We start from the raw sequence: 23,875 nt of genomic DNA, 5'->3' as shown, positions 1-23,875 counted from the left end.
TTACGCTTGACCACGCTTCACGCTTGCAAATTCAGGCGGCGCGAGAGGTATCGCGCCCTTCCGGGATCTCGTCGTTCGCCATCAGCTTGGCGAGATCGAAGATGACGACGAATTTCTCGCCCTTGCGGCCGATCCCGGCGGCATAGTCGGACTGCCATTTGCCGCCGACCTCGGGGATGGGCTCGATCGCCTGCTCGTCGATATCGGTGACCTCGAACACGCAATCGGCCACAAAGCCGACGCCGACCAGGCGATCCTTCATCGGCACGTCGAGGATGATGATGCGGGTCGCTTCAGTCGCTTCCACGGCCGGCAGGCCGAGCTTGGTGCGGAGGTCGACGATGGGATAGCCGCTGCCGCGCACGTCGATCATGCCGAGCAGGAAATTCGGCGCATGCGGCAGCCGTGAGATCGGCCGCATGTCGAGAATTTCCCGGACATTGCGGATGCTGATGCCGAACGTCTCGCCGGCGAGCCCGAGCGTCAGATATTGCGAGGTTGCGGCCATGGTACGGTCCAGGGTCAGATTGTTTTCAAGTTGCGGTCAGCGCTGGAATTCGGCGTCGCGGTCGTCTTCGCCGTCATGCATGTCGAAGGCGAAGCCGCCGCCATTGGCGACCTTCATCGCGCGCGCCGGCTTGCGGGCGGGCGCGGGCTTCTTGACGCCGCGGTCCGCTGCCGCCATGTGCGCGGCCTTGGCGCGGAGCTGGGTGACGGCGCGGTCGATCGGCGCGGGCGCGGCAGCCTCGCCGCGGCCGGCATGCTCGATGCGGAAGAACGAGATGGTGGACTGAAGCTGCTCGGCCTGCGAGGCGAGCTCCTCGGAGGTAGAGGACACCTGCTCGGAGGCGCTGGCGTTCTGCTGGCCGACCTTGTCGAGCTGCTGGATCGCCTGGTTGATCTGGGCCGAGCCAACGTCCTGCTCGCGGCAGGCCGCCGTGATCTCCTGGACCAGCTCGGCGGTCTTCTTGATGTCGGGCACGAGCTTGGACAGCATGTCGCCGGCTTCCCGCGCGACCTTCACGGTTTCCGTCGACAGCGTGCCGATGTCCGCCGCTGCCGCCTGGCTGCGTTCGGCGAGCTTGCGCACTTCGGACGCGACCACCGCAAAGCCCTTGCCATGCTCACCGGCGCGCGCGGCCTCGACCGCGGCGTTGAGGGCAAGCAGGTCGGTCTGGCGCGCGATCTCCTGCACGATCGTGATCTTCTCGGCGATGGTTTGCATCGCATTGACGGCACGCCCCACGGCGACGCCGCTGGCTTCCGCGTCCTTGGCCGACTGCGCGGCGATCTTCTCGGTCTGGTTGGCGTTGTCGGCATTCTGCTTTACGTTCGAGGCCATCTCCTCCATCGAGGACGAGGCTTCCTCGGCCGACGAGGCCTGTTCGGTCGCGCCCTGCGACAGCTGCTCGGCACTGGCCGAAAGCTCCTGGCTGCCGGCCGAGACGTTCTGCGCCGCGGTGAGTGCTTCGGCGACGATCTGCTTGAGCTTCTCGACCATGGAGTTCAGCGAGGTAACGAGATCGCCGATCTCGTCGTTGCTTGTGACCTTGATCGACTGGCTGAGATCGCCATCGGCAACCGCGCCGGCGAGCCCGACGGCGCGGCCGAGACCGCGGGAGATGCTCAAGGAAATCCAGATCGCGGCGATCAGGCCGATGACAAGCGAAGCCAGCACGGCCGAGATCAGTAGGAGCTGGGCCCGGTTGCCGTCCTCGTGAGCCTGGGCCGCCTGAGCGGCCATGTTCTTCTTGACGTTGGTGACGTAGACGTTGGCGGCTTCCATGGCCTCGGCGACCGCCTTGCGGACCTCGGTCATGGAGCGCTCGGCGGCTTTCGCCTTGTCGGTCCGGGCGGTCTTGAGGGCGTCGTCCTGAACGGCGTTCATCCGCGCATACGCGACGCCGAAATTCTCCATGAGTTTCTTGCCTTCGGGGGAAGCCGCGGCCTGGATCTCTTCCTTCAACTTCGAGAGCGTCTCGCGCTGCTTGGCGATTTCGGCGATAAAACGATCCGCCTCGCCTTCAGGCGCGAGAATGAGGTTCTTCTCGGCGCGAACCTGAAGCAGGATACCCTTCTCGATCTCCGCCGCACGGTCCATCCGGTTGGCACGCGACACCAGACTGTCGGCGGTGTCGATCATCTCGCTCAGTTTCACATAAGCGAGGCCGCCCGCCGCCATCGACAGCAACAGGACCACACCGAACGCGATGGCAAGCTTTGCCTTGACCGTGAATCTCATTTCCAGCCCCTACCCCAGTCTCGCCCCGAGACCTCATTTCAATTCAGGATGCGTTCCATGTTGGGAACGATGACAAACTCTTCTCGCCACTTGGCGATGAAACGGATGAATTCCGGCTTCCAGTGCATGCCGACGCGCGGCGTCTGCTGCACGTCGGCCTGCGATATCTCGGTGACCTCGTAGACCTTGTCGGCAGTGACGCCGACCAGGACCGGCTCGCCGTCGAGCGTGAGCTCGATGACGACGATGCGCGTGTCGGCCGAATTGTCGAGCTGCGGCATGCCGAAGCGGATGCGCAGGTCCGCAAGCGGAATGACGTTGCCGCGCACGTTGATGACGCTCGGAACGAAGGCCCGCGCGCCCGCCACCTTGGTCACCGGCACGGGATCGATGATCTCGCGCACGAGGCCTGCGTCGAGCGCGAACTTCTCCTCGCCGAGGCCGATCATTACGACCTGCATCGCGTCGGCGTGATGCTCGCCCGTCAAACCATCGTTCATCAGGCCGCCTCGCTGATATGCTGTTTCTCGACCTTCGACTGCGCCAGCGTGACGAGCTGCGCGACATCGAGGATCAGCGCCGCCGTGCCGTCACCCAAAATCGTCGCGCCGGAGAAGATCGTGACGTCGGAGTGCAGCTTGGAGAGCGACTTGATCACGGTCTGGTGGTTGCCGATGATCTGGTCCGCGACAAGACCGACGTGCGTCTCACCGGTCGAGATGATGATCGTCTTCTGGTGCCGGTCGGGCGTACCCGACGCAGTCATGATTTCGCGCAGCCTGAGGAAGGGCACGAGATTGCCTCGCACGTTGAGGAAGTTGCGGCCGCGGGAGCGCTCGTCCTCGGCGGTCAGCTCGATGCATTCCTCCACGGCCGACAACGGAATGATGTAGCGGCCCTCGCCGACACGGATCAAAAGACCCTCGATGATCGCAAGCGTCAGCGGCAGGCGCAGCGTCACCGTGGTGCCCTGGCCCGGCCGGGTCGACAGATCGATCGTGCCGCGCATGTTCTCGATGGTGCGCTTGACGACGTCCATGCCGACGCCGCGGCCCGACAGCGCCGAGATGGTCTGCGCGGTCGAGAAGCCCGGGTGGAACAGGAACTGGTGGATCTCGTGATCGGTCAGCACGGCGCCGGAGGCGATCAGCCCCTGCTCTTCCGCTTTCGCGCGAATGCGCGCGGTGTTGAGGCCGCCGCCATTGTCCTTCACGGTGACGAGCACCTGCGCACCGGAATGAACGGCGGCGAGTTCGATCCGGCCCTGCTCCGTCTTGCCGTTGGCGGAGCGGGTCGCGGTGTCTTCGATGCCATGGTCGATGGCGTTGCGGATTAGGTGCACCAGCGGATCGGCCAGGCACTCGATCATGGTCTTGTCGAGTTCGGTATCCTCGCCCGTGGTGACGAATTCGACCGGCTTCGACAGGTCGCGCGACAAATCGTGCACCAGGCGGCGGAAGCGACCGAACAGCGAGCCGATCGGTACCATGCGCGCGCCCATCGTGGTGTCGCGCAGGGAGGAGGCGAGGCGCTCGATTTCCTCTGCGATCATCTTGATCGAGAGATCCGAACCGGACGAGGCGAGCTGCGTCAGCCGCGCCTGGGCGATGACGAGTTCGCCGACCCGGTCCATCAACTCGTCGAGACGCTCGGCCTGGACGCGGACGGTGGCGATGCCGCGATCGTCACGCTTGGCCTCGGGTTTCGGTTCAGACTTGGATTCAGGCTTGGCTTCCGGCTTCGGCTCCGCCTTTGCGACGGGCTGCGCGGCGACAGGCGCAACAACAGCCTCGACCGCCGGCGCGGCCATCTCGGCCACAGGAGCCGGCTCCTCGTCGAGGAGCTGGAACAGCGGCAGCGGCGCGGGGGCTTCGACCTGCTCAAGCGGCGAGAGGGTCAGCTTCATCTCGTCCTGGACGAACATGAATACGTCGTCGATCGCGTCCTTGTCGCAGGCGGCGTGCAGCTTGACGTCCCACTTCAGATAGCAGTCTTCCGGCTCCATCTCGTCGAGGAACGGGATGCCGTCGGTCACGGGCACGACGAAGCACGGGCCGAGCTTGCAAAGGTCTTCCAGCAGATCGAGCGGGTTCGAGCCGTTGCGCAGGATGTGGGATTCAAATTCCAGATACAGGTGCCAGCCGGCCTGCTTGCTTTCACCGGGGGCCAGCGGCGGCGCTTCGGCGATTTCGGCGACGGGCGCGGCGGACTGGTCGGGAAACACGAAGCGCTTGAGGTCGTCGAGGATGGCCTCGCCGATGATGTCGTCGGTCGACTGCGGATCCTCGATCAGCGCGCGGATATAGTCCTTGGCCGCAAGCGCGACCGAGATCAGCTCCTGCGTCGGCTTGATCTCGCCCTTGCGGACGCGGTCGAACGCGGTCTCGAATTCGTGGGTAAAGGAGGCGACCTTGTCGAAGCCGAACATGGCGCCCGAGCCCTTGATCGTATGCAGGGCGCGGAAGGCGGAATCGACCAGCTCGCGGTCGTCGGGACGCTGGCCGAGGTCGAGCAGGGCCCCTTCCAGGACCTCGAACAGTTCGCTGGCTTCCTGGCGAAAGACCTCTGTCGGGTCCATCGCGTTCATGCACGCACCAGCTTGCCGACCACGGCGAGCAGCTGCTCCGGCTTGAACGGCTTGGTAATCCAGCCGGTGGCGCCGGCGCTCTTGGCTTCCTGCTTCACCGTGTCGTTGGATTCGGTGGTCAGAAACACGATGGGCATGCCGACCGCGCTCGGCAGCTTGCGCAGCGCCCGGATCAGCTCCAGCCCGTTCATGACGGGCATATTGAGGTCGGTGATGACGAGGTCGAGCTTGCCGGCCTGCGCCTTGGCGAGCCCTTGTGCGCCGTCGCCGGCCTCGATCACGTTGTGACCGGCCGGCTCGAGCACGACCTTGATCATCTGACGGATGCTGGGGGAATCGTCGACCGTGAGAATCGTGGCCATCAGGTGCCATCTTTCTTTTGCGGGAAGTGCTGATCGATCATCGCATCGCTGGCGAAGCCGGCGCGGCGAAGGGTGTTGCGCAGAGACTGGGAGAACGATGTGAGCACCACCGGGCGGCCTTGGGCCTCGCCCGTCTTGGCGGTCGACAGCAGAAGCTGGATCGAGGTTACGTCGGCCTTGTCGACGCTCGAACAATCGATCTCGAGCCGATCCTGCCGGCCGAAAGCTTCGCGGATCAGGTCATAGACACTGCGGATCGCAGCGATGCTGCAATCTGCAGGCAGCCGTAGGGACCACTTCGGCTCAGTGACGTCAGACGGCATTCGTCCCCCAGATTTCCTCGGGATTCGCTGCACGCATGACGCGAATCTCGCGCGACGACTATTCGCTTGGGAGAGTGTGCAAACCCCTAATAGGCATCACCGTACAACTACGGGTCACAAACCGAAGAACTTCGCGTATGCATGCAGGCGTGCATGGTTCGCTCAATTCGCATGCGCTGTGCGCAGTCTTGAGTCAGTTCGCCGCAGCCCGGGCGTTTGCTCCGCGTTAAATCGCAAAGACTATTCGTGGAGGTCACGCCTCGCATCCGAACGAGACCGGCCGCCGATGCTGACCCAAGCGCTTCTCGTTGATGACAGCCGCTCTGTCCTCAATTTCCTGAAACGTCATATCGAAGCCGAAGGCCTGGTCGAGGCCACGACTTTCCTCGATCCCGTCGAGGCGCTGGCTTGCGCGCGCGAGCGCGTCTTCGACCTCGTGCTGGTCGACTACGAGATGCCGCATATGGACGGCATCAGCTTCATCCGCGCCTTCCGCACCCTGCCCGGCTGCGCCGACATCCCGATCGCGATGATCACGTCGCGACAGACCGATGACGTCAAGATGGAAGCGCTGCAGGCTGGTGCAACCGATTTCTTACCGAAACAGCCACAGAGCGTGGAGATGACGGTGCGCCTGCGCAATTTGGTGCGCCTTGGTGCAGCCGTGCGCAAGCAGAACGACCGGGCCGCGGATCTCGCGAGCGCGGTCGCGGCCGCGACCCAGAAGCTCGGCGAGCGCGAGGAGGAGATCATCTTGCGGCTCGCGCTCGCGGTCGAATACCGCGACAACGACACCGGCGAGCACACGCTGCGGGTCGCCCGCTACAGCCGCATCATCGCCGAGCAGCTCGGCCTGCCGCCCCGGCTCTGCCGCGACATCTATCTGGCCGCGCCCCTGCACGACGTCGGCAAGGTCGCCATCCCCGACCATATCCTCCTCAAGCCCGGCAGGCTCACCGACGAAGAGATGGCGGTGATCCGCACCCATGCGACGATCGGCGAAAAGATTCTGGCGGACTCCAGCTGCGAGCTGATCCAGCTCGGTGCGCAAATTGCCGCAGGCCATCACGAGCGTTGGGACGGCGCGGGCTATCCGAACGGCCTTCAGGCAGACGAGATCCCGGTCGCCGCGCGCGTCGTCGCGGTCGCCGACGTCTTCGACGCCCTGACGACGCGCCGGCCATATAAAGAGCCGATGCCGCTCGACGTGGCGCGCGACTATCTGGTCGAGAACCAGGGCCGGCAGTTCGACCCGGCCTGCGTCGAGGCCTTCCTGTCGCGCTGGGACGAGGTCGTGGAAATCGCCGCCGGTCAGCAGGCGACGCCGTATCAGAAGACCGAAGCCCCTCTCGCGCCTATTATAGAGTGTGCGGCAGAGAGCCCTGCGGTCGAGGACCGGTTGCCTGAGCCCGTCCCGGCCGCCTGACATGATCCATCCGGCAAATAGCTTGCTGCGGCTTCGCTTTTCTCCGGTCGCAGGTTTGAACCTGTTCCTGCTAGAGTGCACCAACAACCAAGAGTGATTCCGGTCACATTTGTCTGGACGCGCCGCTGCTAAGCATCGGACCAAGACGGGGACCGGCGATATATCGGTCGAATTGGATGAGAACTCCCATGAGAAGCCTGATCGGCGCTGGTGTCGGCGCGTTCTGTCTTGCGGCCCCCGCTTTGGCGGAGACCCCGGCCGCGATCGTCGAGGACGTCCAGGGCAAGGTCGACGGCATCGCGTTCATGGACTATGTGGCGCCCGGCAAGATCATCAAGCTCGGGCCCAAGGCCAGCATCACGCTCAGCTACCTCAAATCCTGCCAGCGCGAGATCATCAGCGAAGGCGTCGTCCTGGTCGGCGCCGAGCAGAGCACCGTGCAACTCGGCGAGGTCAAGCGCGAGAAGGTGCCCTGCGATACCAATGCAGCAAAACTGTCCGAGCGCGAGGCCAACCAGAGCGCCGCAACGACCTTCCGCACCATGCGATCGGACGCCAAGGGAGCGCCGCCGGCCAAGCTGCCGACGCTCTATGGCGTCGCCCCGCTGATACAGGCCAAGAGCGGCAGCACGCTGGTGATCGAACGCACCGACGGCAAGGAGCCCACGATCAGCGTGCCGCTCAAGAGCGAGATCATGGTCGGTGGCAAGTTTTATGACTTTGCCAAAGCCGGAAAGACACTGACCCCGGGCGGCAGCTATCTCGCCATCCTCGGCGCCAAGCGCTACGCTTTCCAGGTCGATGCCAGCGCCACGTCATCGCCGACGCCGATCGTCGGCCGGCTGCTGCGGCTCGAATAGGCGGTCTGCGACGGGGCGATGCGACGGATCGGGGGACGGGACATCGTTGCGGCGATCCTGATTGCGCTGGTTGCGGGCGCGGTCTTCACGTCCCCGCCGCTTCAGACGCTGCAAGGTCTCTCGCTCGATATCCTCACGGCGCTGCGCTGGAAGCTCGTCGGCGATCGCCGCGATCCCGCCGATTCGCCGGTCGTCGTCGTGGCCATCGACGGCGAGACCTACGACACCCCACCCTTCAAGGGATCGCCGACGCAGACCTGGACACGCGAGATCGGCCGTGTGCTCACCGGCATCACCGACGGTGGCGCCAAGGTGATCGGCTTCGACGTCATCTTTCCAAGCTCGATCGAGCAGTCGGAAATCCCCTTCGGCGAGGTGCCGCTCGGCGCGCGCATGAGAGGGTTTGACCGGGATTACCTGATAGCGTTGCGGCAACTCTCCGACGGCGACAAGCTCGTGCTCGGCGAGATCCTCAGCAACGACCATCCGGAGAGGCCGTATCGTGCGCAACAATTGGCGGTGCGCACCAACATCCGCGCGCTCAATGTCCATACCGACGCGGACGATGTCATCCGGCGAATGCCACTCAGCTTCTCCATCGACGGCAAGCCGGCCCCCGCGATGGCAGTCGAGCTCGCCGCGCGCGCGCTCGGCGGAAAGCCCGCGATTGCGCCGTCCGGTGCGACCGAGCTATCCGGCTATTCGGTCCCGAGCGCGGTGCCGAACACGCTGACGCTCAACTTCCGCGGAATGGGCCGCGACGTTCCGACCTATTCCTTCGCCGATCTGCGCGCCTGCGTCGAAAAAGGCGACCGCGATTTCTTCCGCCACGCCTTCGACGGTAAGGTCGTGCTGCTCGGCACCGCCCTGAACTTCGAGGACCGCAAGCTCACCTCGATGCGCCTTGCGGGCGGATATGACGGGGCGCCGGCCGCGCGCTGTGCCCTGCCCGCCCCGGCAAGCACCGCACAGAAGGCCCGGAGCGATATCGCCGGCGTCTTCGTGCACGCCACCGTCGTGCGAAACCTGATCGAGCGCGACGCCGTGACCGAGCTCGGCTTTCCCATGCGGACCGTTCTTGCGATCGTGTTCGCGGCGATCATCGCCTGCGCGGCCTCCATGCTCGCACCGGGCGGCGCGATGATCGCATGGCTCGGCCTCACTGCCGCTTACACAGCCGTCGCCGTCGCCGCGTTCGTGCACGCGCTGGCGCTGCCGCCGACCGAGCCTGCGCTCGCAAGTCTTGCCGCCCTCGCGATGATGATCGGCTACCGCTTCGTGCTCGCCGATCGCGACGAGCGCTTCCTGCGCCAGAGCTTTGCCTTCTATCTGGCGCCCGAAGTGATCAACACCATGGTCGCCTCCGGCAAGATGCCGGCGCTCGGCGGCGAGATGCGCAACGTCACCATGTTCTTCTCCGACCTCAGCGGCTTCTCCTCGATCGCCGAGACGATGACGCCGGGCGAACTGGTGACGCTGATGAACGAATATCTCTCGGCCATGACCGACATCATCGAGAGCCATGGCGGCTATGTCGACAAATATATCGGAGATTCCATCGTCGCGATGTTTGGCGCGCCGGCCGACGATCCCGCGCACGCGCGCAACGCGGTTCACGCCGCGCTGAAGTGCCACGAGAAGCTCGCGGAATTGAACGTCAGCAATCCCGCCTTCGCAGGCCATGGCCTGTCGCACCGCATCGGGCTCAACAGCGGCGAAGCCGTGGTCGGCAACATCGGCTCGCGCCGCCGCTTCAACTACACCGTGATGAGCGACACCGTGAACGTCGCCTCGCGCCTCGAGGGCGCCAACAAATATTACGGCACCGCCATCATGGCCTCGGAAACGACGATGGCGCAGACCGGCGACACTTTCGCCTGGCGTGAGCTCGATGCGATCAGGGTGCTCGGCCGCGGCGAGGCGATCCAGGTGTTCGAGCCGCTCGCGGACAAGGGCGCGGAGGGCGCCGAGCAGACGAAGGTGGCCACAGCGTATGCGGAGGGGCTGGCGTGCTGGCGGGCAAGGGAGTTTTCGAAGGCGGCCGAGGCGTTCGACGGCGTCGCGAAGATCGACCCGGCGTCGGCGCTGTTCGCCAAGCGCGCAAAAGCCCTCGCCGCAAATCCACCATCGCCAGAGTGGACGCCGGTCAATACGCTGGAAGGAAAGTAGCGGTTGTTTACTCTTCGTCAGAAGGCTCAAGGAATGACGTTCGCGGCACGCAACCTGCTGAAGAGATCGAAAAAACTGTCGTCCGTCGCCTGATATTCAGGGAAACCGAGCTTACGGCTCTTGCTCATATCGGTGACGACTTCGATAGGTCGGCCCAAGTCGGCATCGGTGTGCCATGCCGACGAAAGGACGGAGAGGTCTCTTTCGACGAGATCATACTTGAGCGCGATATCAGCCCATATACGACCTGAATCGGCAAGCTGACGCTCAAGCGGCGAAATTTCCTCTGGAAAGGGCGCAGGCTGCAACCCGAACCAGCCGGCCAGTCGCGCCCACATCCAGCTCCATCGGAAGACATCGCCATTTACGACGTTGAATGCCTGGTCTCGCGCGACCGTCGTCGTCGCGGCCCATTCCAGGTGCCGCGCCAGCAATCTGGCATCCGTCATATCCGTCAGGCCGGTCCATTGCATCGCCGAGCCTGGAAAGAGAAATGGCCGCCCCGTTTCTCGACAGATCGTCGCGTAGACGGCAAGCGTCGTTCCCATGTTCATGGCGTTGCCTATCGCATAGCCGATGATCGTGTGCGGGCGGTGAATGCTCCAGCTGAAACCACCGCGCCTGGCCGCATCGAATAGTTCGTCCTCCTGAGCGTAGTAGAAGTTCTCGACATCGAGCCGCGGTTGCTCCTCGCGGAATGGCGTCGCGGGCAGCCTGCCTTTACCGTAGGACTCGAACGGTCCCAGGTAATGCTTTAGCCCGGTGACCAGCGCGACATGAGAAAGCGTATCTGCGCCGGAAAGTGCTCCCAACACGTTGCGCACCATCGCAGCGTTAACGCGGATATTTTCCGCCTCGGTCGGCTGACGTAGCCATGTGGCGAGAAACACGTGAGTGGGACGAAGGCTCGCCAGGATGTCGCGAAGCGAGGCCGGATCCTGCAAATCGGCCGCGATGGGACGAACACCATCGAGGCCGCTTGGCGGGCGCCTTGCGAGCCCAAGCACCTGCCAGCCGCGATCGCTGAGATGGCGGGCGAGATTGCTGCCGACAATACCGCTGGCGCCGACCACAAGCGCTGTATTCGTCATCGCTGCGCCCTCCTGTTCGGTTGAGGAGGTAGGAACTATCGCACAAGGCAACAGAGCATTTCGGCGTCCGTCACCACTTATTGAAAGGGAACCGGCCTGACGGGCGAACTCGCCTCGTGCCGCGAGGAGAGCTCCCCTTTGGAGCGGCAACGTCAGCTGAGCGGTCACAAACCGTCGCTAAAACGGCAGACCCACGTAATTCTCCGCGAGCAGCCGCTGCGCCGTCTCGGACGAGAGCAGGTACTCGAGCTCCGTCTGCTGAAGCCGGTCCTCGTATTCGGAACGGTCGGGAAAACGATGCAGCAGCATCGTCATCCACCACGAAAAACGCTGCGCTTTCCATATCCGCGCAAGCGCCTTGGCGGAATAGCCCGCAAGGCCGGAATCGTCGCCGTGCTGATAATGCGCAAGCATGGCGTGGTAGAGATAGTAGATGTCGGACGCCGCGCTGTTGAGCCCGCGCGCGCCGGTCGGCGGCACGATGTGGGCGGCATCGCCGGCGAGGAACAGGCGGCCGTAGCTCATCGGCTCGGCGACGAAGCTGCGCAAGGGCGCGATGCTCTTCTCGATCGAGGGCCCGGTAATCAGGCGGCCGGCGACCTCGTCCGGCAGACGGCGCTTCAGCTCCGTCCAGAATGCATCGTCGCTCCAGTCCTCCACCTTGTCGGTCAACGGCACCTGGACGTAGTAGCGGCTCAGCACTTGTGAGCGCAGCGAGCAGAGCGCAAAGCCGCGTTCATGCTTCACATAGATCAGCTCGGGCGACACCGGTTTCGTGCGCGACAGCACGCCGAGCCAGCCGAATGGATAGACCTTCTCGTATTCGCGCAGCACGTCCTTCGGGATGGACCTGCGGCTGACGCCGTGAAAGCCGTCGGCGCCAACGACGTAATCGCAATCGATGCGGACGATCTCGTCGTTTGATCGATAGGTCACGTAGGGCCGGTCCGACGTCAGATCGTGCGGCGTCACGTCCTCGGCGTTGTGCACGACCTTGCCGTCGAGGCGATCGCGCGCCTCGTAGAGGTCGCGCGTCAGCTCGGTCTGGCCGTAGACCAGCACCGAATTGCCGCCGGAATGCTTGTGCAGGTCGATATGGGAGAGCACGCCGTCATGCGCGATCTCGAAACCGTTGTGGATCTCGCCCTCGCGGTCCATCCGCTCGCCGCACTGCGCCTCGCGCATCAACCTGGCGAAGCCGTGCTCGAGCACGCCGGCACGGATGCGGGCGAGCACGTGGTCGCGGCTGTATTTCTCCAGCACGACCGTATCGATGCCCTTCAGGTGCAGAAGCTGGGACAACAGCAGCCCGGACGGCCCACCGCCGATGATGCAGACCTGAACTTTCATTTTTACGTCCTCCCGTCGCCGCGTTTTTTGCAGATGGGGCGCCGCAAACCGATGGAGGGTTTCGTCTTTGTCTTGTACTATTCGAACATGAGAACCGCAGCCTCAGCCCCGGCAATCCGGGTCTACAACCTCTTCGGCGAGTCCGGCGATCTGCCCGACGTCGTGCATTGCGAGACGATCGCGTCGCGCTCGGTGCTGCACGACTGGACGCTGGCCGTGCACCGCCATGCCCGGCTGCACCAGGTGCTGCTGATCGAGCGCGGCGGTGGCGAGGCGACGCTCGACGGGCGCGTGGTGCCGCTCCGGCCGATGCAGGTCGTCAATGTGCCGGTCGGCCATGTCCACGGCTTCCGCTTCGAGCCCGATACCCAAGGCTGGGTGCTGACCATCGCTGCGGAAATTCTGGACGAGGCACTGCTTGCCTCGGAAGGACTGCGCGGCACCCTGTCCCGATCGGCCGTGGTGCGCGGCACGCCGCAGATCCGCACCACCATGAAGCAGATCTTCGCCGAGCACGCCGCACGCGATTTCGGCCGCGCGCACGTGCTGCGTGCACTGTCGGCGGCCATGATCGGGCTGGTGGCCCGCGCGCTCACCAGCGAGAGCGGCGGCAACGGCACGGCGGAAAGCGGGCTGTTCCGCCGCTTCGAGGCGCTGCTGGAACAGCATCATCTGGAACGCTGGAGCGTTGCGGACTATGCAGGCGCGCTGTCGATCACGCCGACCCATCTCAACCGGCTGACGCGGGCGGCGACCGGCGACACCGCCTCGCACCTGATCCTCAACCGGCTGATCCGCGAGGCGCGTCGCAACCTCGTCTACACCAATTTGCCGGTCTCGACGATCGCCTACGCGCTCGGCTTCGAGGATCCCGCCTATTTCAGCCGCGTCTATGCCGCGGCCACGGGCCTGTCGCCGCGCGCCTTTCGCGCCCAACTCCATGGCGGCGAAGCTTGAGGCCATTCGTGATCGCGCCGGGCTGTCGAGATCCGAACCAGCGCGCCACTTACCTTCGTATAGAGCATCCAACCCTTTGGATACGCGCCGTTTACCTCCGTACAATTGAGCGTGGCATGTGCACGCCTTAACGTGACTACATTCGGAATCCTGGCGCTGATAGCAGCAACCTCCCTTAACTGGCGCGGGACGGCCCCCCCTCCGGCCGTCTGCGCCGCCTTTTTTCCGCGGGCCATCGGCGACTTCGGCGTTTTCCGGCCGGCACACAGCCCTGGCGGCTGAACCTGCCGGCTTCAATGCGGAACTGGGGATTAGTGCATAATGTCTTCGCTTGAGAAGATTGCGGTCTTCATCGATGGCCCCAATCTCTATGCCGCCACCAAGGCGCTCGGTTTCGATATCGACTACAGGCGCCTGCTCGGCGAATTTCACGGCCGAGGTACGTTGCTGCGAGCCTTCTACTACACGACCGTGAGCGAGGATCAGGAATACTCGTCAATCCGCCCATTGATCGATTGGCTCGACTATAACGGGTACACCGTCGTCACCAAGCTCGCCAAGGAGTTCGTTGACGCCACGACCGGCCGCCGCAAGATGAGGGGCAGCATGGATGTGGAACTCGCCGTGAATGCCATGGAACTCGCCGAGCACGTCAATCAGATCGTGCTGTTCTCGGGCGATGGGGATTTTCGTTCACTGGTGGAAGCCGTGCAACGCCGGGGCGTCCGCGTGACGGTCGTCTCCACGCTTGCGAGCCAGCCTCCCATGGTGGCCGACGAACTGCGCCGGCAGGCCGACGTCTTCATCGATTTGACGGAGCTGAAGCCAAGAGTGGGGCGCGCCCCGGCCGAGCGGCCGGGATCGCGCGAGATGCGCCAGCAACCACCGCAAGCCACCACGCGCGGATCGATCAATCGAGGCGACCAGGTGGAATGATCCTGCGGGGCGATCGGCGGATCGTCAGACGTCGAAGAACACCGTCTCCTCCGCCCCCTGCAGATTGATCGTGAAGGAGTACACGACCTTGCCGGCGCGCTCACCGCGCGTGGCGATCAGCGTCGCGCGCCGCACCGGCGGCTCGACCAGGTTGAGCACGGGGTCGGCGGCATTCGCGGCTTCTTCGTCGGAGAAATAGAGTCGCGTATTGAGACCGATGTTGATGCCGCGCGCGACGATCCAGATATTGACGTACGGCGCGCATTTGCGGCCTGCCTTGTCCGTGATCGCGCCCGGCTTGATGGTCTCGAAAGTGACGAGGCCGCTGTCGAAATCGGAGCCGGCGCGGCCCCAGCCGCGAAACTCCTCGTCCACCGCGCCGGCCAGGCGATCGGCCGGATGGTTATAGCGGCCGGTTGCGTTGGCCTGCCAGATTTCGAGCAGCACATCGCGCAGCGGCGTGCCGCTGCCGTCGAACACCTTGCCCTCCAGCGTGATGCGCTCGCCTGGCGTGTTCGGCGTCACCAGCACGTTAGAAAAGTTCTTCTCAAAAATGTCGAAGCCGGCCATGGCAGGGATCAGGCCGATATGGACGTAGGGCCCGGCGGTCTGCGAGGCGGTTTCCTTGAGATAGTCGAGCGGCTGCGGCATTGGCTCAATTCCCCGCGGTGCGATTTTCGAAATAGGTGGAACGCTGGCCGCGCAGCACGATGTCGAAGCGGTAGGCGAGCGAGTCGAACGGCGTCGAGGCGTTGAGGTCGAGCGGCGCCACGAGGCGGTCGAGCGCGTCCTTGTCCGGAATCGTCGTCAGGATCGGACAGACCGGGATCAGGGGATCGCCCTCGAAATACATCTGGGTGATCAGCCGCTGCGCAAAGCCCGAGCCGAACACCGAGAAGTGGATGTGGGCGGGACGCCAGCTGTTGACGAAGTTGCGCCAGGGATAGGGGCCCGGCTTCACGGTGCGGAAATAATAGTAGCCGGTGTCGTCGCTCAGCGCGCGGCCGCAGCCGCCGAAATTCGGATCGATCGGGGCGAGATAGGTATCCTTCTTGTGCCGGTAGCGGCCACCGGCATTGGCCTGCCAGAACTCGACCAGCGTGTTCGGCACGCCGCGGCCGGTCTCGTCGAGCACGCGGCCATGGACGATGATGCGCTCGCCGACGGGATCGCCGTCCTTGGCGTAGTTGCGGATCAGATCGTTGTCGAGCGGGCCGAGATCGTTGTGGCCGAACACCGGACCCGTGATCTCCGAGACCGAGTTCTCGATCGACAGCAGCGGCTGGCGCGGCGAGCGCAGCACCGAGGACTTGTAGCCGGGCGCATGCGCCGGCGGATGGATCGAATGGTCGCGCTGGAAGAAGCCGCCGTCGCGCGGCGTGAACGGCTCGGGTCGGTTGAGGCGGGGATCCTGCAAGGCTGGCGCCTGGACGTTCATCGGCGTTGTCTCTCCCTGTGGCGCCCGGGTCCGGGGGCGCGGCTTATCGGGAGATCATGGGACGATCTATTCTCAAGATAAATAGATCGATTATAATGAATTACATGAAGGAAATCGATCATTTGGCGCTCGACGGCCACGCCCTCGAACTGTTCCTTGCCGTGCTGGAGGAAGGTTCGGTCACGGCGGCAGCGACGCGGCTTGGTCTGACGCAATCGGCGGTCAGTCACGGGCTGAACAAGTTGCGGCGGATCGCGGGCGATCCGCTGTTTGCCAAATCCGGCCGCGGCATCGTCGCCACCGCCCATGCCCAGGCCTTGGCCGCGAAAGCGCGGGCGCTGATCGACGAGATGCGCAGCTTTGCCGGCGGCGTCACCTTCGAGCCGGCGCGCGCGCAGCTTTCGCTGACGATCGCCGCCAACGACTTCCAGCGCGATCTGCTGTTGCCGCGGTTTTTCGACCATGTCGCGGGACAGGTCAGGAGCCTGAACCTGCGCGTGATCCCCTCGCAGTCGCCGTCGCCCGCCATGCTGCGCGAAAACCGCTGCGATCTCATGGTCACGCCGCTGCCGCCATCCGGCGTGGACATCGTGCAGAAGCGGCTGCTCAGCGATCACTACGTCTGCTACTTCGATCCCAAGGTGCGCACAGCTCCGGCCGGCCGCAGTGCCTATCTCGCGGCACGCCACATCACGGTGGTCTATACCGACAACGAGCGGCTCGACTTCGACCGCCGGCTGGCGGCGAACGGCTTTCTGCGTGACATCGCCATCTCCGTGCCGAGCTTTTCCGGCGTGCCGCCCTTCCTGCGCGGCTCGCAGATGCTGGCGAGCATGCCGAGCCTGCTCGCCTCCGGTGTGATGCGCGGTTTCGCGCATGTACCGATTCCGCTAGCGTCGCGGACAAAGACGCTGGCCGAGCTGCCGATGTTCATGGTCTGGCATCAGCGCTATCAGAAAGACCCGGCCCATCGCTGGATCCGCGGCCAGCTCGAAACCGTGGCGGCAACGGCGGCCGGAGACTGAGCCTCGGTTACGGCTTCAGGGAAGTCTGCCCTTCGCCAAACCCACTGGTTGCGCGAGGGCCGCCACGCTAGAATTGTCCCATGACAGTGACCGATATTGCGAGCCGGACCTACAATCATAGCTGGCGGCTGGACCCCATCATCCGCAGCCTGCTGGATACCGACTTCTACAAGCTATTGATGTTGCAGATGATTCGGGAGGACTATCCGAATCAGCAGGTGACCTTCTCGGTCATCAACCGCTCGCGCCATGTGCGGCTGGCCGAGATCATCGACGAGGGCGAGCTGCGCGCCCAGCTCGACCACGCCCGCACCATCCGCTTCGCCAAGAAAGAGCTGATCTGGCTTGCCGGTAACACCTTCTACGGCAAGACCCACATGTTCTCGGCGGACTTCATCCGCTGGCTGGCCGAATTCCGGCTGCCCGAATACGAGCTGCGCAAGGTCGAGGGCCAGTACGAGCTGCATTTCCACGGCCCCTGGACCCACACCACGATGTGGGAAATTCCGGCGCTCGCCATCCTCAACGAGTTGCGGTCGCGCGCCGCGATGAAGGGCCGCGGCCGCTTCGAGCTCGACGTGCTCTATGCCCGCGCCAAGGCCAAGCTGTGGACCAAGGTCGAGCGGCTGCGCCAGCTCGAGAATTTGCGGCTCTCCGACTTCGGCACCCGCCGCCGCCACGGCTTCCTTTGGCAGCGCTGGTGCGTCGAGGCGGTGAAGGAAGGCCTGGGCCCGTCCTTCATCGGCACCTCCAACGTGCTGCTGGCGATGGACAATGATCTCGAAGCCATCGGCACCAATGCGCATGAGCTGCCGATGGTCGCGGCTGCGCTTGCCAAGGACGACGAGGAGTTGCGCTGGGCGCCCTATCGCATTCTCGACCAATGGCGCCAGACCTATGGCGGCAATCTCCTGATCGCGCTGCCCGACGCCTTCGGCACCAAATCCTTCCTGCGCGATGCGCCGGAATGGGTCGCCGATTGGACCGGCTTCCGCCCCGACAGCGCGCCACCGATCCAGGCCGGCGAGGAGATCATCGCCTGGTGGGAAAAGAAGGGCCGCAACCCCAAGGACAAGCTGCTCGTCTTCTCCGATGCGATGGATGTCGGCTCGATCGAGGAGACCTATCACCACTTCTCCGGTCGCTCGCGGCTCTCTTTCGGCTGGGGCACCAACCTCACCAATGATTTCGTCGGCTGCCCGCCGGACGGCTCGTTCAATCTCGATCCCATCTCGCTGGTCTGCAAGGTGTCGTCGGTTGACGGCCACCCGGCCGTCAAACTCTCGGACAATCCGGAGAAGGCGACCGGCATGCCCTCCGAGATCGAACGCTATTTGCGCGTGTTCGGCGACGCTGGCCGCGTGCGCAAGCCGGTGCTGGTCTAGCGCCGGACCAAACTCTCTCGATCAGGTAAACCGCGCAGGACGAATGCGAGGCATCGGTTCGCTACGACCGTATCGGTTCCGGTTCGTCGGCATTTGCAACGATCTGCGGGCATCCGCTTCACGACGCTTTCACCCTGCAGTGCAGTCGCTTGCGTCTTTGGGGTCGAGTTAAGCAACTTTCCCCTCTACTTGGCGTTGCAGGCGCGACGCTCCGGTGGGGTCGTTGATCGATTTGGGGAATGCAGGGTGTTTCGCAGAACAGCGACGTCGACGAAGGGGCGTAGTTTCCTTCACGTCATCAAACTTGTCTCGCCATTCGTGATGGTCGTCGTGCTCCAGGCAACGATCGCGGGATTCAGCCTCGAAGTGATGTCATCGGTCCGCGCCTATGTCGCGGGCGAAGCGATGTGGTCGCGGTCACAGAAGAACGCCGTCTATTTCCTCAATCTCTATCTGCATTCAGGCGAGGCGAGCCAGTTCACCCACTACCAGGCGTCCCTTGCCGTTCCCATCGGCGATGAGTTCGCGCGCTGGGCACTCGAGCGCGATCCGGTCGACGTCGAGGCCGCCCGCGTCGGGCTTCTGCAAGGCGGCAACCATCCCGATGACGTTCCGGGATTGATCTGGCTGTTCCGTTATTTCAGCCGCGTCAGCTTCCTCCAGGAAGCGATCCACGAGTGGGCGGCCACCGATCCCATGTTGCTGGAGCTCAGCGTCTTCGGCGAGGTCATCCGGTCCGAGTTGGCGCACGGACCCATTGAGGACCGCGACCGCCTGCGGCTGCTGTCGTCGCGGCTCTCGGAACTCAACACGCAGTTCACGGTGCATGCAAAGCGGTTCTCGACCGTCCTCGGCGAAGGCTCCCGCGCCATCAAGGTAACGCTGACGTGCATCAACATCGTGGCGGCCGCGACACTGATCCTGCTCCTGATCTGGCACACGCGGCGCTTGATGCTGCAACGACAGGCGTTCGAGGATGCGTTGCATGCCGAGAGGGAGCGCCTGGCATGGCAGGCATCGCACGACTGGTTGACCGGCCTGTCCAACCGCCGCGCCTTCGAGGCGCGCCTGCAAAGCGTGCTGGACACCACCGCGGCGGGCTCGCTGGGCCTGATCCTGCTCGACCTCGACCAGTTCAAGAGCGTCAACGACACCTGCGGCCACCTCGCCGGCGACCGCCTGCTCTGCCAGGTCTCGCGCCTGCTGCAACAGGACCGGGGGCCGCATGATCTGGTGGCCCGGCTCGGCGGCGACGAATTCGGCCTGATCCTGCCGCAATGCTCGCCCTCGACCACCGTCGATATCGCCGAACGCCTGCGCAGATCGCTCGAGCTGTTCACCTTCGCCTGGGATGATCGTTGCTTTGCGGTGACCGCCAGCATCGGCGTCGCCTGTATCGCGGACGGCAACACCACGCTCGAGGACGCCATGCGGCGCGCGGATGCCGCCTGCTACCGTGCCAAGGAAAAGGGGCGCAACCGGGTACAGGTCGACAACGGCAGACCGGACGTCGTCGTCGTTGCAACCCGTCCGCGCGAAGCCGTCGCGGCGCGAGGCTGATAGGCGCCGGCGCCCTCTCAACCCCGGCATCCGATTGCAGACATCGTCCAACGGCGTCGCGACGGCGAAGCTGTGTGACGCCGCGGCCACATTGCTCCCGAAAAAACTGCGTCTTTCGCTTTCCGCCACACCGCCTTGCGCGCTGATCCACGATGGCCGGAACCTCCCCCGCTAAGCATGGCACCAGCCAACGTTGCGGTCCGAATTCCGCCCGGACCGTGCCGAAAGAGGAGTTTGCAGGTGCCCTGGAATGGTTTGTTGCCCCCGCCCCAGATCCGTCGCGCGAAGACGTGTCGGCGGCATGCGTTTCTCTTGAGCACCGCGATCGGCGCCGTTGCCGCAGGTAGTGCGCTGCCGTGGCTCGCGACGCCGGCAGAGGCGGCCTGTGTGGTGACCGGAAGCGGCGCGCAGGCAGCGCTGCAGTCAGGCGATTCGATCACCTGCACCGGAGCGGGCAACACCCAGGTCAAGACGGCGCCCGTGGTCAGCGGTGTCACCGTCAACATTGGCGACGGCACCGCGACCTCCGTGAACGACCCGACCTTTGCCAGCGTTGTCCTCGAGGCGGCATCCAATAGTGCGGTCAAGGTCTTCGGCAACGCAACCGTCACCTCTGCCAACAGCGACGGCATTGACGTGATCGGCGGTGGCGGCAACACGATCACAGTGGATGCCGGCGCCATGGTTGGGTCATCGAGCCTCGCCACGTCGGGGCTCGCACTGGCCAATTCGAGCAACAATATCATCGTGATCGGAGGTACGGTCGGAAACGGCGTGACCGGAGCCATCAGCATCAGCATCGGTGCCGGGTCGGCGAACAATCAGGCGAACATCCTGTCGAGCGGCTTTGTCCATGCCATCAATGTCGCGGCCGTCGATCTGAGCGGCGCGGCCGACGGCAACGTCGTCAGCAACGCCGGCACGATATCAAGTGCCTCGGGCACGGCAATCATCGGCTCGGCCAATCAGGACACCATCATCAACTCAGGCACGATCATCAGCGGTGGCGTCAGCACGGCTGTCGACCTGAAGGGAGGCAACGACGTCTTCGAGTTGCGAGCGGGATCGAGCATCACGGGATGGGTCCTCGGCGGCAACGGAACGGACACGCTGCGCCTGGGCGGTACTGCCAACGCAGCGTTCAATCTCAGCATATTCGGCGCGGCCGGTCAGTTCCGGGAATTCGAGGCGCTGGAAAAGACCGGCAGCTCCACCTGGACGATGAACGGTTCGACGACCGAGATCGCGAGCATGAATATCCTGGCCGGCACCCTCGAGGTGAACGGCTCGATGCCCAACATCGCCACGACCGTCAGCGGGGGCATTCTCAGCGGCAACGGCGCCATCGGCAATATGACCGTGCTGTCAGGCGGCACGGTCTTGCCCGGCAATCTCGGTACGCTGACGAGCAATGGCAACGTCACGTTCAACGCCGGTTCGACCTACGCGATCTCCGTCACCGCTACCGGACAATCCGAGAAGATCCTCGCGGTCAACGCAACGTTGAACGGCGGCACCGTCGCAGTCAACACGATCGCCGGCGCCTATAACCCCTCGACGCAATACACGATCCTCAGCACGACGACTGGCGTCATCGGCAGCTTCTCGGGCGTCACTGTCAGCGGATACAATCCGCAGCTCTTCGCTTCCTCCCTCAGCTATGACGGGTTCAGCGTCTTCCTGACGCTCAACTACAACAACGCCGCATTCCTCTCCATCGCCCAAACGCAAAACCAGAAGGCCGTGGCCGGCGCCTTGAGCGCGTTCGGTCCCAACCTGCCTTTCCTCTCCTCCTTCGCAGGCGAGAGCGACGCCCAGCTCCGTTACAGTCTGGACCAGCTTTCGGGTGAAGCGGCCACCGGCGCGCAGCAGGGCGCCTTCCAGTTCACGAGCCAATTCCTCGGCCTCATGCTTGATCCGTTCGTGGGTGGACGCAGTGGCATGAGCACCGGCGACACGGCGCTCGGCTTCAGCCCCGAACGCGCCGCGCTGCCGGACGATATCGCCCTCGCCTACAACAAGGTGCTGGGGACGCCGGCCATGAAAGCGCCGGCCTTTGCGGAGCGTTGGACGGCTTGGGGCACGGCGTTCGGCGGCACCAACCGCACCGGCGGCGACCCCGTCGTGATCGGCAGTCACGACCTCGGCGCGCGCGCCGGCGGCGTCGCGGCCGGCGCCGATTATCATTTCGGCCGCGATGCGCTTGTCGGTTTCGCGCTGTCGGGCGGCGGCACCAAATGGGATCTCGCGCAGGCGATCGGCGGGGGCAAGAGCGATGCAATCCAGGCCGGCGTCTACACCGCCGTGCGCACAGGGCCAGCCTATTTTGCCGCCTCTCTCGCCGTGGCCAATCATTGGATGTCGACAGATCGGCTCGCACCGTTCGGCAACCAGCTCACCGCCAAATTCGACGCGCAAACCGTCGGAGGCCGCATCGAGGGCGGCTATCGCTTCGCCACGCCGATTGGCGGCTTCACGCCATATGTGGCGGCGCAGGCGCAGGCTTTTCGCACACCGACCTATACCGAGGCCGATCTGGCCGGCAGCGGCTTTGGCCTGACCTATCAGGGACGCACGGCCTCCGACACACGGAGCGAGCTCGGCGCGCGCTTCGATCGCGCGACGCTGGTCACGCCGAATTCGGTCCTCACGTTGCGCGGCCGCGCGGCCTGGGCCCATGATTGGGTGAGCGACCCGACGCTCGTCGCCGCATTCCAGGCGCTGCCCGGCGCGAGCTTCATCGTCAACGGCGCAACGCCGGCAAAGGACACCGCGCTCGCATCTGCCGGTGCCGAGCTGAAGTTTTCGAACGGCGTTGCCCTGTCGGCGAAGTTCGACGGCGAGTTCGCGGCGCGCAGCACCACTTATTCCGGCACCGCGAGCCTGCGATACGCGTGGTAGCCGCTTGGTCTCCTCAAGACGACCGCGCGCCGACCGGCACGATCCCGAGGCCGGCAAGATGCGTATCGAGGAATTGCTCGACCTGCTGGCGCAGCATCTGGGGCGGCACCGCCACCATGCGCTCCTCCAGGCCGAGCGAGATGATTCCATGCACGGCGGAAAACAGCGTGCGCGACAGCAGCGCGATCCTCACGTCGTCCGCAGCCGGTAGCAGCCGCACCAGGGCTGGATGCATCAGCGCGAAAGCGTCCATCACCATCTGAAGGATGTCGTCGGGATAAGGACGATCGTCCTCCATCCGATGCTCGAACAGCGAGCGCAGCAGGTTTGCGTGCTCGGCGAAGAATTCGAGATAAGTCTCGGCAAACCCGTAGAGCTGGCGAACGGGGTCCTCGGCCGGAACCTCGGCGAGCCGTACCGTCAGCGCCTGAACGGTCTCCCGGTTCACCGTCAGGATCACCCCGTCGAAGTCGCCGAACTCGTTATAGACGCTGCCCACCGAGCAACCGGCGGCCTCCGCAACGTCACGAACTTTCAATGATCTCAGTCCCTTAGCTGAAATGATGCCGCGGGCGATCTCCAGGATCTGGAGCCTCCGCCGATTTTTTTTCTGGTCGCGTGGCGATTCTTCTTGAACATTGTTCATTTTCAAGCTACTCATGTGAACATTGTTCAAATTAACCCGGAGATCTGCAAAATGCAAACCCTCGCTGTTGATATCGCCTCCACCTTCGTCGACGACGCCGCGGCTCTCGTGACCGGCCTTGGCCGCACCCTGCTGCGGTTCGCGATGGCGCCGATCGATCGCATCGCAAATGCCTGCGACATTGCCGGCGTGCTCACCGAGCGCCGCGCGACCTTCCGGATGTGGCGGGCGAGCCGCGCCCGTGCCCGTCACGCGGGCCGCCGGTTCAGCCTGCTCGGCCGCCTCTCGCCCTTTCGCCACCTCGCTCATCTCACGTGAGGCGGGCGCACCCGGGACGTTCCGGTCGGCTCGAATGCAAGACCCGGTTGCAAGGAAGGACTTACCATGTCCCGACATTCGCAGCCGATGTCGCGGCCTTTGGCGATGCGGTTCAACATTTCCTCATCGCCCGGCGCGGTATCCGGGACAGCGCGGCCGGTCCGTCCGAACCACGGCTGCGACCAGATATTTGCGAACCTAACGAGACCATTTGGAGACCAACAGGATCGGAAGGGTCGAGGGGACAGAGCAGGCCGGCGACCGTCGTCATCCAGCCATCGTTCGTCCCGTAAGCTTCC

20 protein-coding genes are annotated in these 23,875 nt (G+C 64.4%); 9 read left to right on the top strand and 11 right to left on the bottom strand.

The window, feature by feature from the left end:
• Positions 1-31: 31 nt before the first annotated feature.
• Genes AB7535_RS02295 through AB7535_RS02270 form a run of 6 tightly spaced genes read right to left on the bottom strand, consistent with a single transcriptional unit; the run spans position 32 to position 5,514 of the window.
• Positions 32-508: a chemotaxis protein CheW gene (locus tag AB7535_RS02295; RefSeq protein WP_063985241.1), complete on the bottom strand. Its 477-nt coding sequence runs from the start codon at positions 506-508 to the stop codon at positions 32-34.
• A 36-nt stretch (positions 509-544) separates the two neighbouring features.
• Positions 545-2,242 (bottom strand): methyl-accepting chemotaxis protein, encoded by a 1,698-nt coding sequence (locus tag AB7535_RS02290; protein ID WP_071916275.1) that lies wholly within the window; start codon positions 2,240-2,242, stop codon positions 545-547.
• A 38-nt stretch (positions 2,243-2,280) separates the two neighbouring features.
• Entirely contained in the window at positions 2,281-2,742 is a 462-nt protein-coding gene (locus tag AB7535_RS02285) for a chemotaxis protein CheW (protein ID WP_201266195.1), read from the bottom strand.
• Entirely contained in the window at positions 2,742-4,829 is a 2,088-nt protein-coding gene (locus AB7535_RS02280; protein ID WP_085402151.1) for a chemotaxis protein CheA, read from the bottom strand. The genes AB7535_RS02285 and AB7535_RS02280 overlap by 1 nt, the downstream gene beginning before the upstream one ends.
• The gene (locus tag AB7535_RS02275) at positions 4,826-5,191 is read right to left on the bottom strand and encodes a response regulator (RefSeq protein WP_008142319.1); all 366 of its coding nucleotides are present in this window, start codon (positions 5,189-5,191) and stop codon (positions 4,826-4,828) included. Before AB7535_RS02275 ends, AB7535_RS02280 begins: the two co-directional genes overlap by 4 nt.
• The gene (locus tag AB7535_RS02270) at positions 5,191-5,514 is read right to left on the bottom strand and encodes an STAS domain-containing protein (protein WP_063985245.1); all 324 of its coding nucleotides are present in this window, start codon (positions 5,512-5,514) and stop codon (positions 5,191-5,193) included. Before AB7535_RS02270 ends, AB7535_RS02275 begins: the two co-directional genes overlap by 1 nt.
• Positions 5,515-5,800: 286 nt before the next feature.
• On the opposite strand from AB7535_RS02270, the gene AB7535_RS02265 reads away from it, so the two are divergent.
• The 3 genes from AB7535_RS02265 (at position 5,801) to AB7535_RS02255 (ending at position 9,969) form a co-directional block, all read left to right on the top strand.
• Positions 5,801-6,940 carry a response regulator gene (locus AB7535_RS02265; RefSeq protein WP_354113350.1) on the top strand — a complete coding sequence of 380 codons (1,140 nt, stop codon included), beginning with the start codon at positions 5,801-5,803 and terminating at the stop codon, positions 6,938-6,940.
• Between the two features lie 188 nt (positions 6,941-7,128).
• Entirely contained in the window at positions 7,129-7,800 is a 672-nt protein-coding gene (locus tag AB7535_RS02260; protein ID WP_085402153.1) for a hypothetical protein, read from the top strand.
• An 18-nt stretch (positions 7,801-7,818) separates the two neighbouring features.
• A complete protein-coding gene (locus AB7535_RS02255) occupies positions 7,819-9,969 on the top strand; it encodes an adenylate/guanylate cyclase domain-containing protein (protein WP_085402154.1) in 2,151 nt (716 codons plus the stop codon).
• Positions 9,970-9,995: 26 nt separating this feature from the next.
• Here AB7535_RS02255 and AB7535_RS02250 read toward each other — a convergent pair whose 3' ends face one another.
• Together AB7535_RS02250 and pobA are read right to left on the bottom strand one after the other, a co-directional pair.
• Positions 9,996-11,060 carry an SDR family oxidoreductase gene (locus AB7535_RS02250; protein WP_085402155.1) on the bottom strand — a complete coding sequence of 355 codons (1,065 nt, stop codon included), beginning with the start codon at positions 11,058-11,060 and terminating at the stop codon, positions 9,996-9,998.
• 177 nt (positions 11,061-11,237) lie between these two features.
• Complete coding sequence (gene pobA / locus AB7535_RS02245) at positions 11,238-12,410, bottom strand: 4-hydroxybenzoate 3-monooxygenase (protein ID WP_085402156.1); 1,173 nt, start codon at positions 12,408-12,410, stop codon at positions 11,238-11,240.
• 51 nt (positions 12,411-12,461) lie between these two features.
• Here pobA and AB7535_RS02240 point away from each other — a divergent pair, with 51 nt between their 5' ends.
• Both AB7535_RS02240 and AB7535_RS02235 read left to right on the top strand, forming a co-directional pair.
• Positions 12,462-13,367, top strand: coding sequence for a helix-turn-helix domain-containing protein (locus AB7535_RS02240; RefSeq protein ID WP_085402198.1), 906 nt, complete (start codon positions 12,462-12,464; stop codon positions 13,365-13,367).
• A gap of 321 nt (positions 13,368-13,688) precedes the next feature.
• Positions 13,689-14,303 (top strand): LabA-like NYN domain-containing protein, encoded by a 615-nt coding sequence (locus tag AB7535_RS02235; protein ID WP_085402157.1) that lies wholly within the window; start codon positions 13,689-13,691, stop codon positions 14,301-14,303.
• Positions 14,304-14,327: 24 nt separating this feature from the next.
• Here the strand turns inward: AB7535_RS02235 and pcaG are convergent, their stop codons facing one another.
• Complete coding sequence (gene pcaG, locus AB7535_RS02230) at positions 14,328-14,954, bottom strand: protocatechuate 3,4-dioxygenase subunit alpha (protein ID WP_085402158.1); 627 nt, start codon at positions 14,952-14,954, stop codon at positions 14,328-14,330.
• Positions 14,955-14,958: 4 nt separating this feature from the next.
• On the bottom strand, positions 14,959-15,741 hold the full coding sequence (gene pcaH, locus AB7535_RS02225) for a protocatechuate 3,4-dioxygenase subunit beta (RefSeq protein WP_041955084.1): 783 nt from the start codon (positions 15,739-15,741) through the stop codon (positions 14,959-14,961).
• Positions 15,742-15,836: 95 nt separating this feature from the next.
• On the opposite strand from pcaH, the gene AB7535_RS02220 reads away from it, so the two are divergent.
• The 4 genes from AB7535_RS02220 to AB7535_RS02205 all read left to right on the top strand — a co-directional run bounded on the left by AB7535_RS02220 (position 15,837) and on the right by AB7535_RS02205 (position 22,612).
• A complete protein-coding gene (locus tag AB7535_RS02220; RefSeq protein WP_085402159.1) occupies positions 15,837-16,766 on the top strand; it encodes a LysR family transcriptional regulator in 930 nt (309 codons plus the stop codon).
• Positions 16,767-16,846: 80 nt separating this feature from the next.
• Complete coding sequence (gene pncB / locus AB7535_RS02215) at positions 16,847-18,151, top strand: nicotinate phosphoribosyltransferase (RefSeq protein ID WP_028159033.1); 1,305 nt, start codon at positions 16,847-16,849, stop codon at positions 18,149-18,151.
• Positions 18,152-18,397: 246 nt separating this feature from the next.
• Entirely contained in the window at positions 18,398-19,711 is a 1,314-nt protein-coding gene (locus AB7535_RS02210) for a GGDEF domain-containing protein (protein WP_439037217.1), read from the top strand.
• 312 nt (positions 19,712-20,023) lie between these two features.
• Positions 20,024-22,612, top strand: a complete 2,589-nt coding sequence (locus tag AB7535_RS02205; protein WP_245344127.1) for an autotransporter outer membrane beta-barrel domain-containing protein — start codon at positions 20,024-20,026, stop codon at positions 22,610-22,612.
• A gap of 13 nt (positions 22,613-22,625) precedes the next feature.
• Here the strand turns inward: AB7535_RS02205 and AB7535_RS02200 are convergent, their stop codons facing one another.
• A complete protein-coding gene (locus tag AB7535_RS02200; protein ID WP_085402161.1) occupies positions 22,626-23,258 on the bottom strand; it encodes a TetR/AcrR family transcriptional regulator in 633 nt (210 codons plus the stop codon).
• Positions 23,259-23,875 lie beyond the last annotated feature (617 nt).

Source organism: Bradyrhizobium sp. 956_D2_N1_4 (genome assembly GCF_052076025.1).
Lineage (GTDB): Bacteria > Pseudomonadota > Alphaproteobacteria > Rhizobiales > Xanthobacteraceae > Bradyrhizobium > Bradyrhizobium barranii.
Note: the sequence above shows the minus strand (reverse complement) of the source record. Positions and strands in the feature narration are given on the sequence as shown.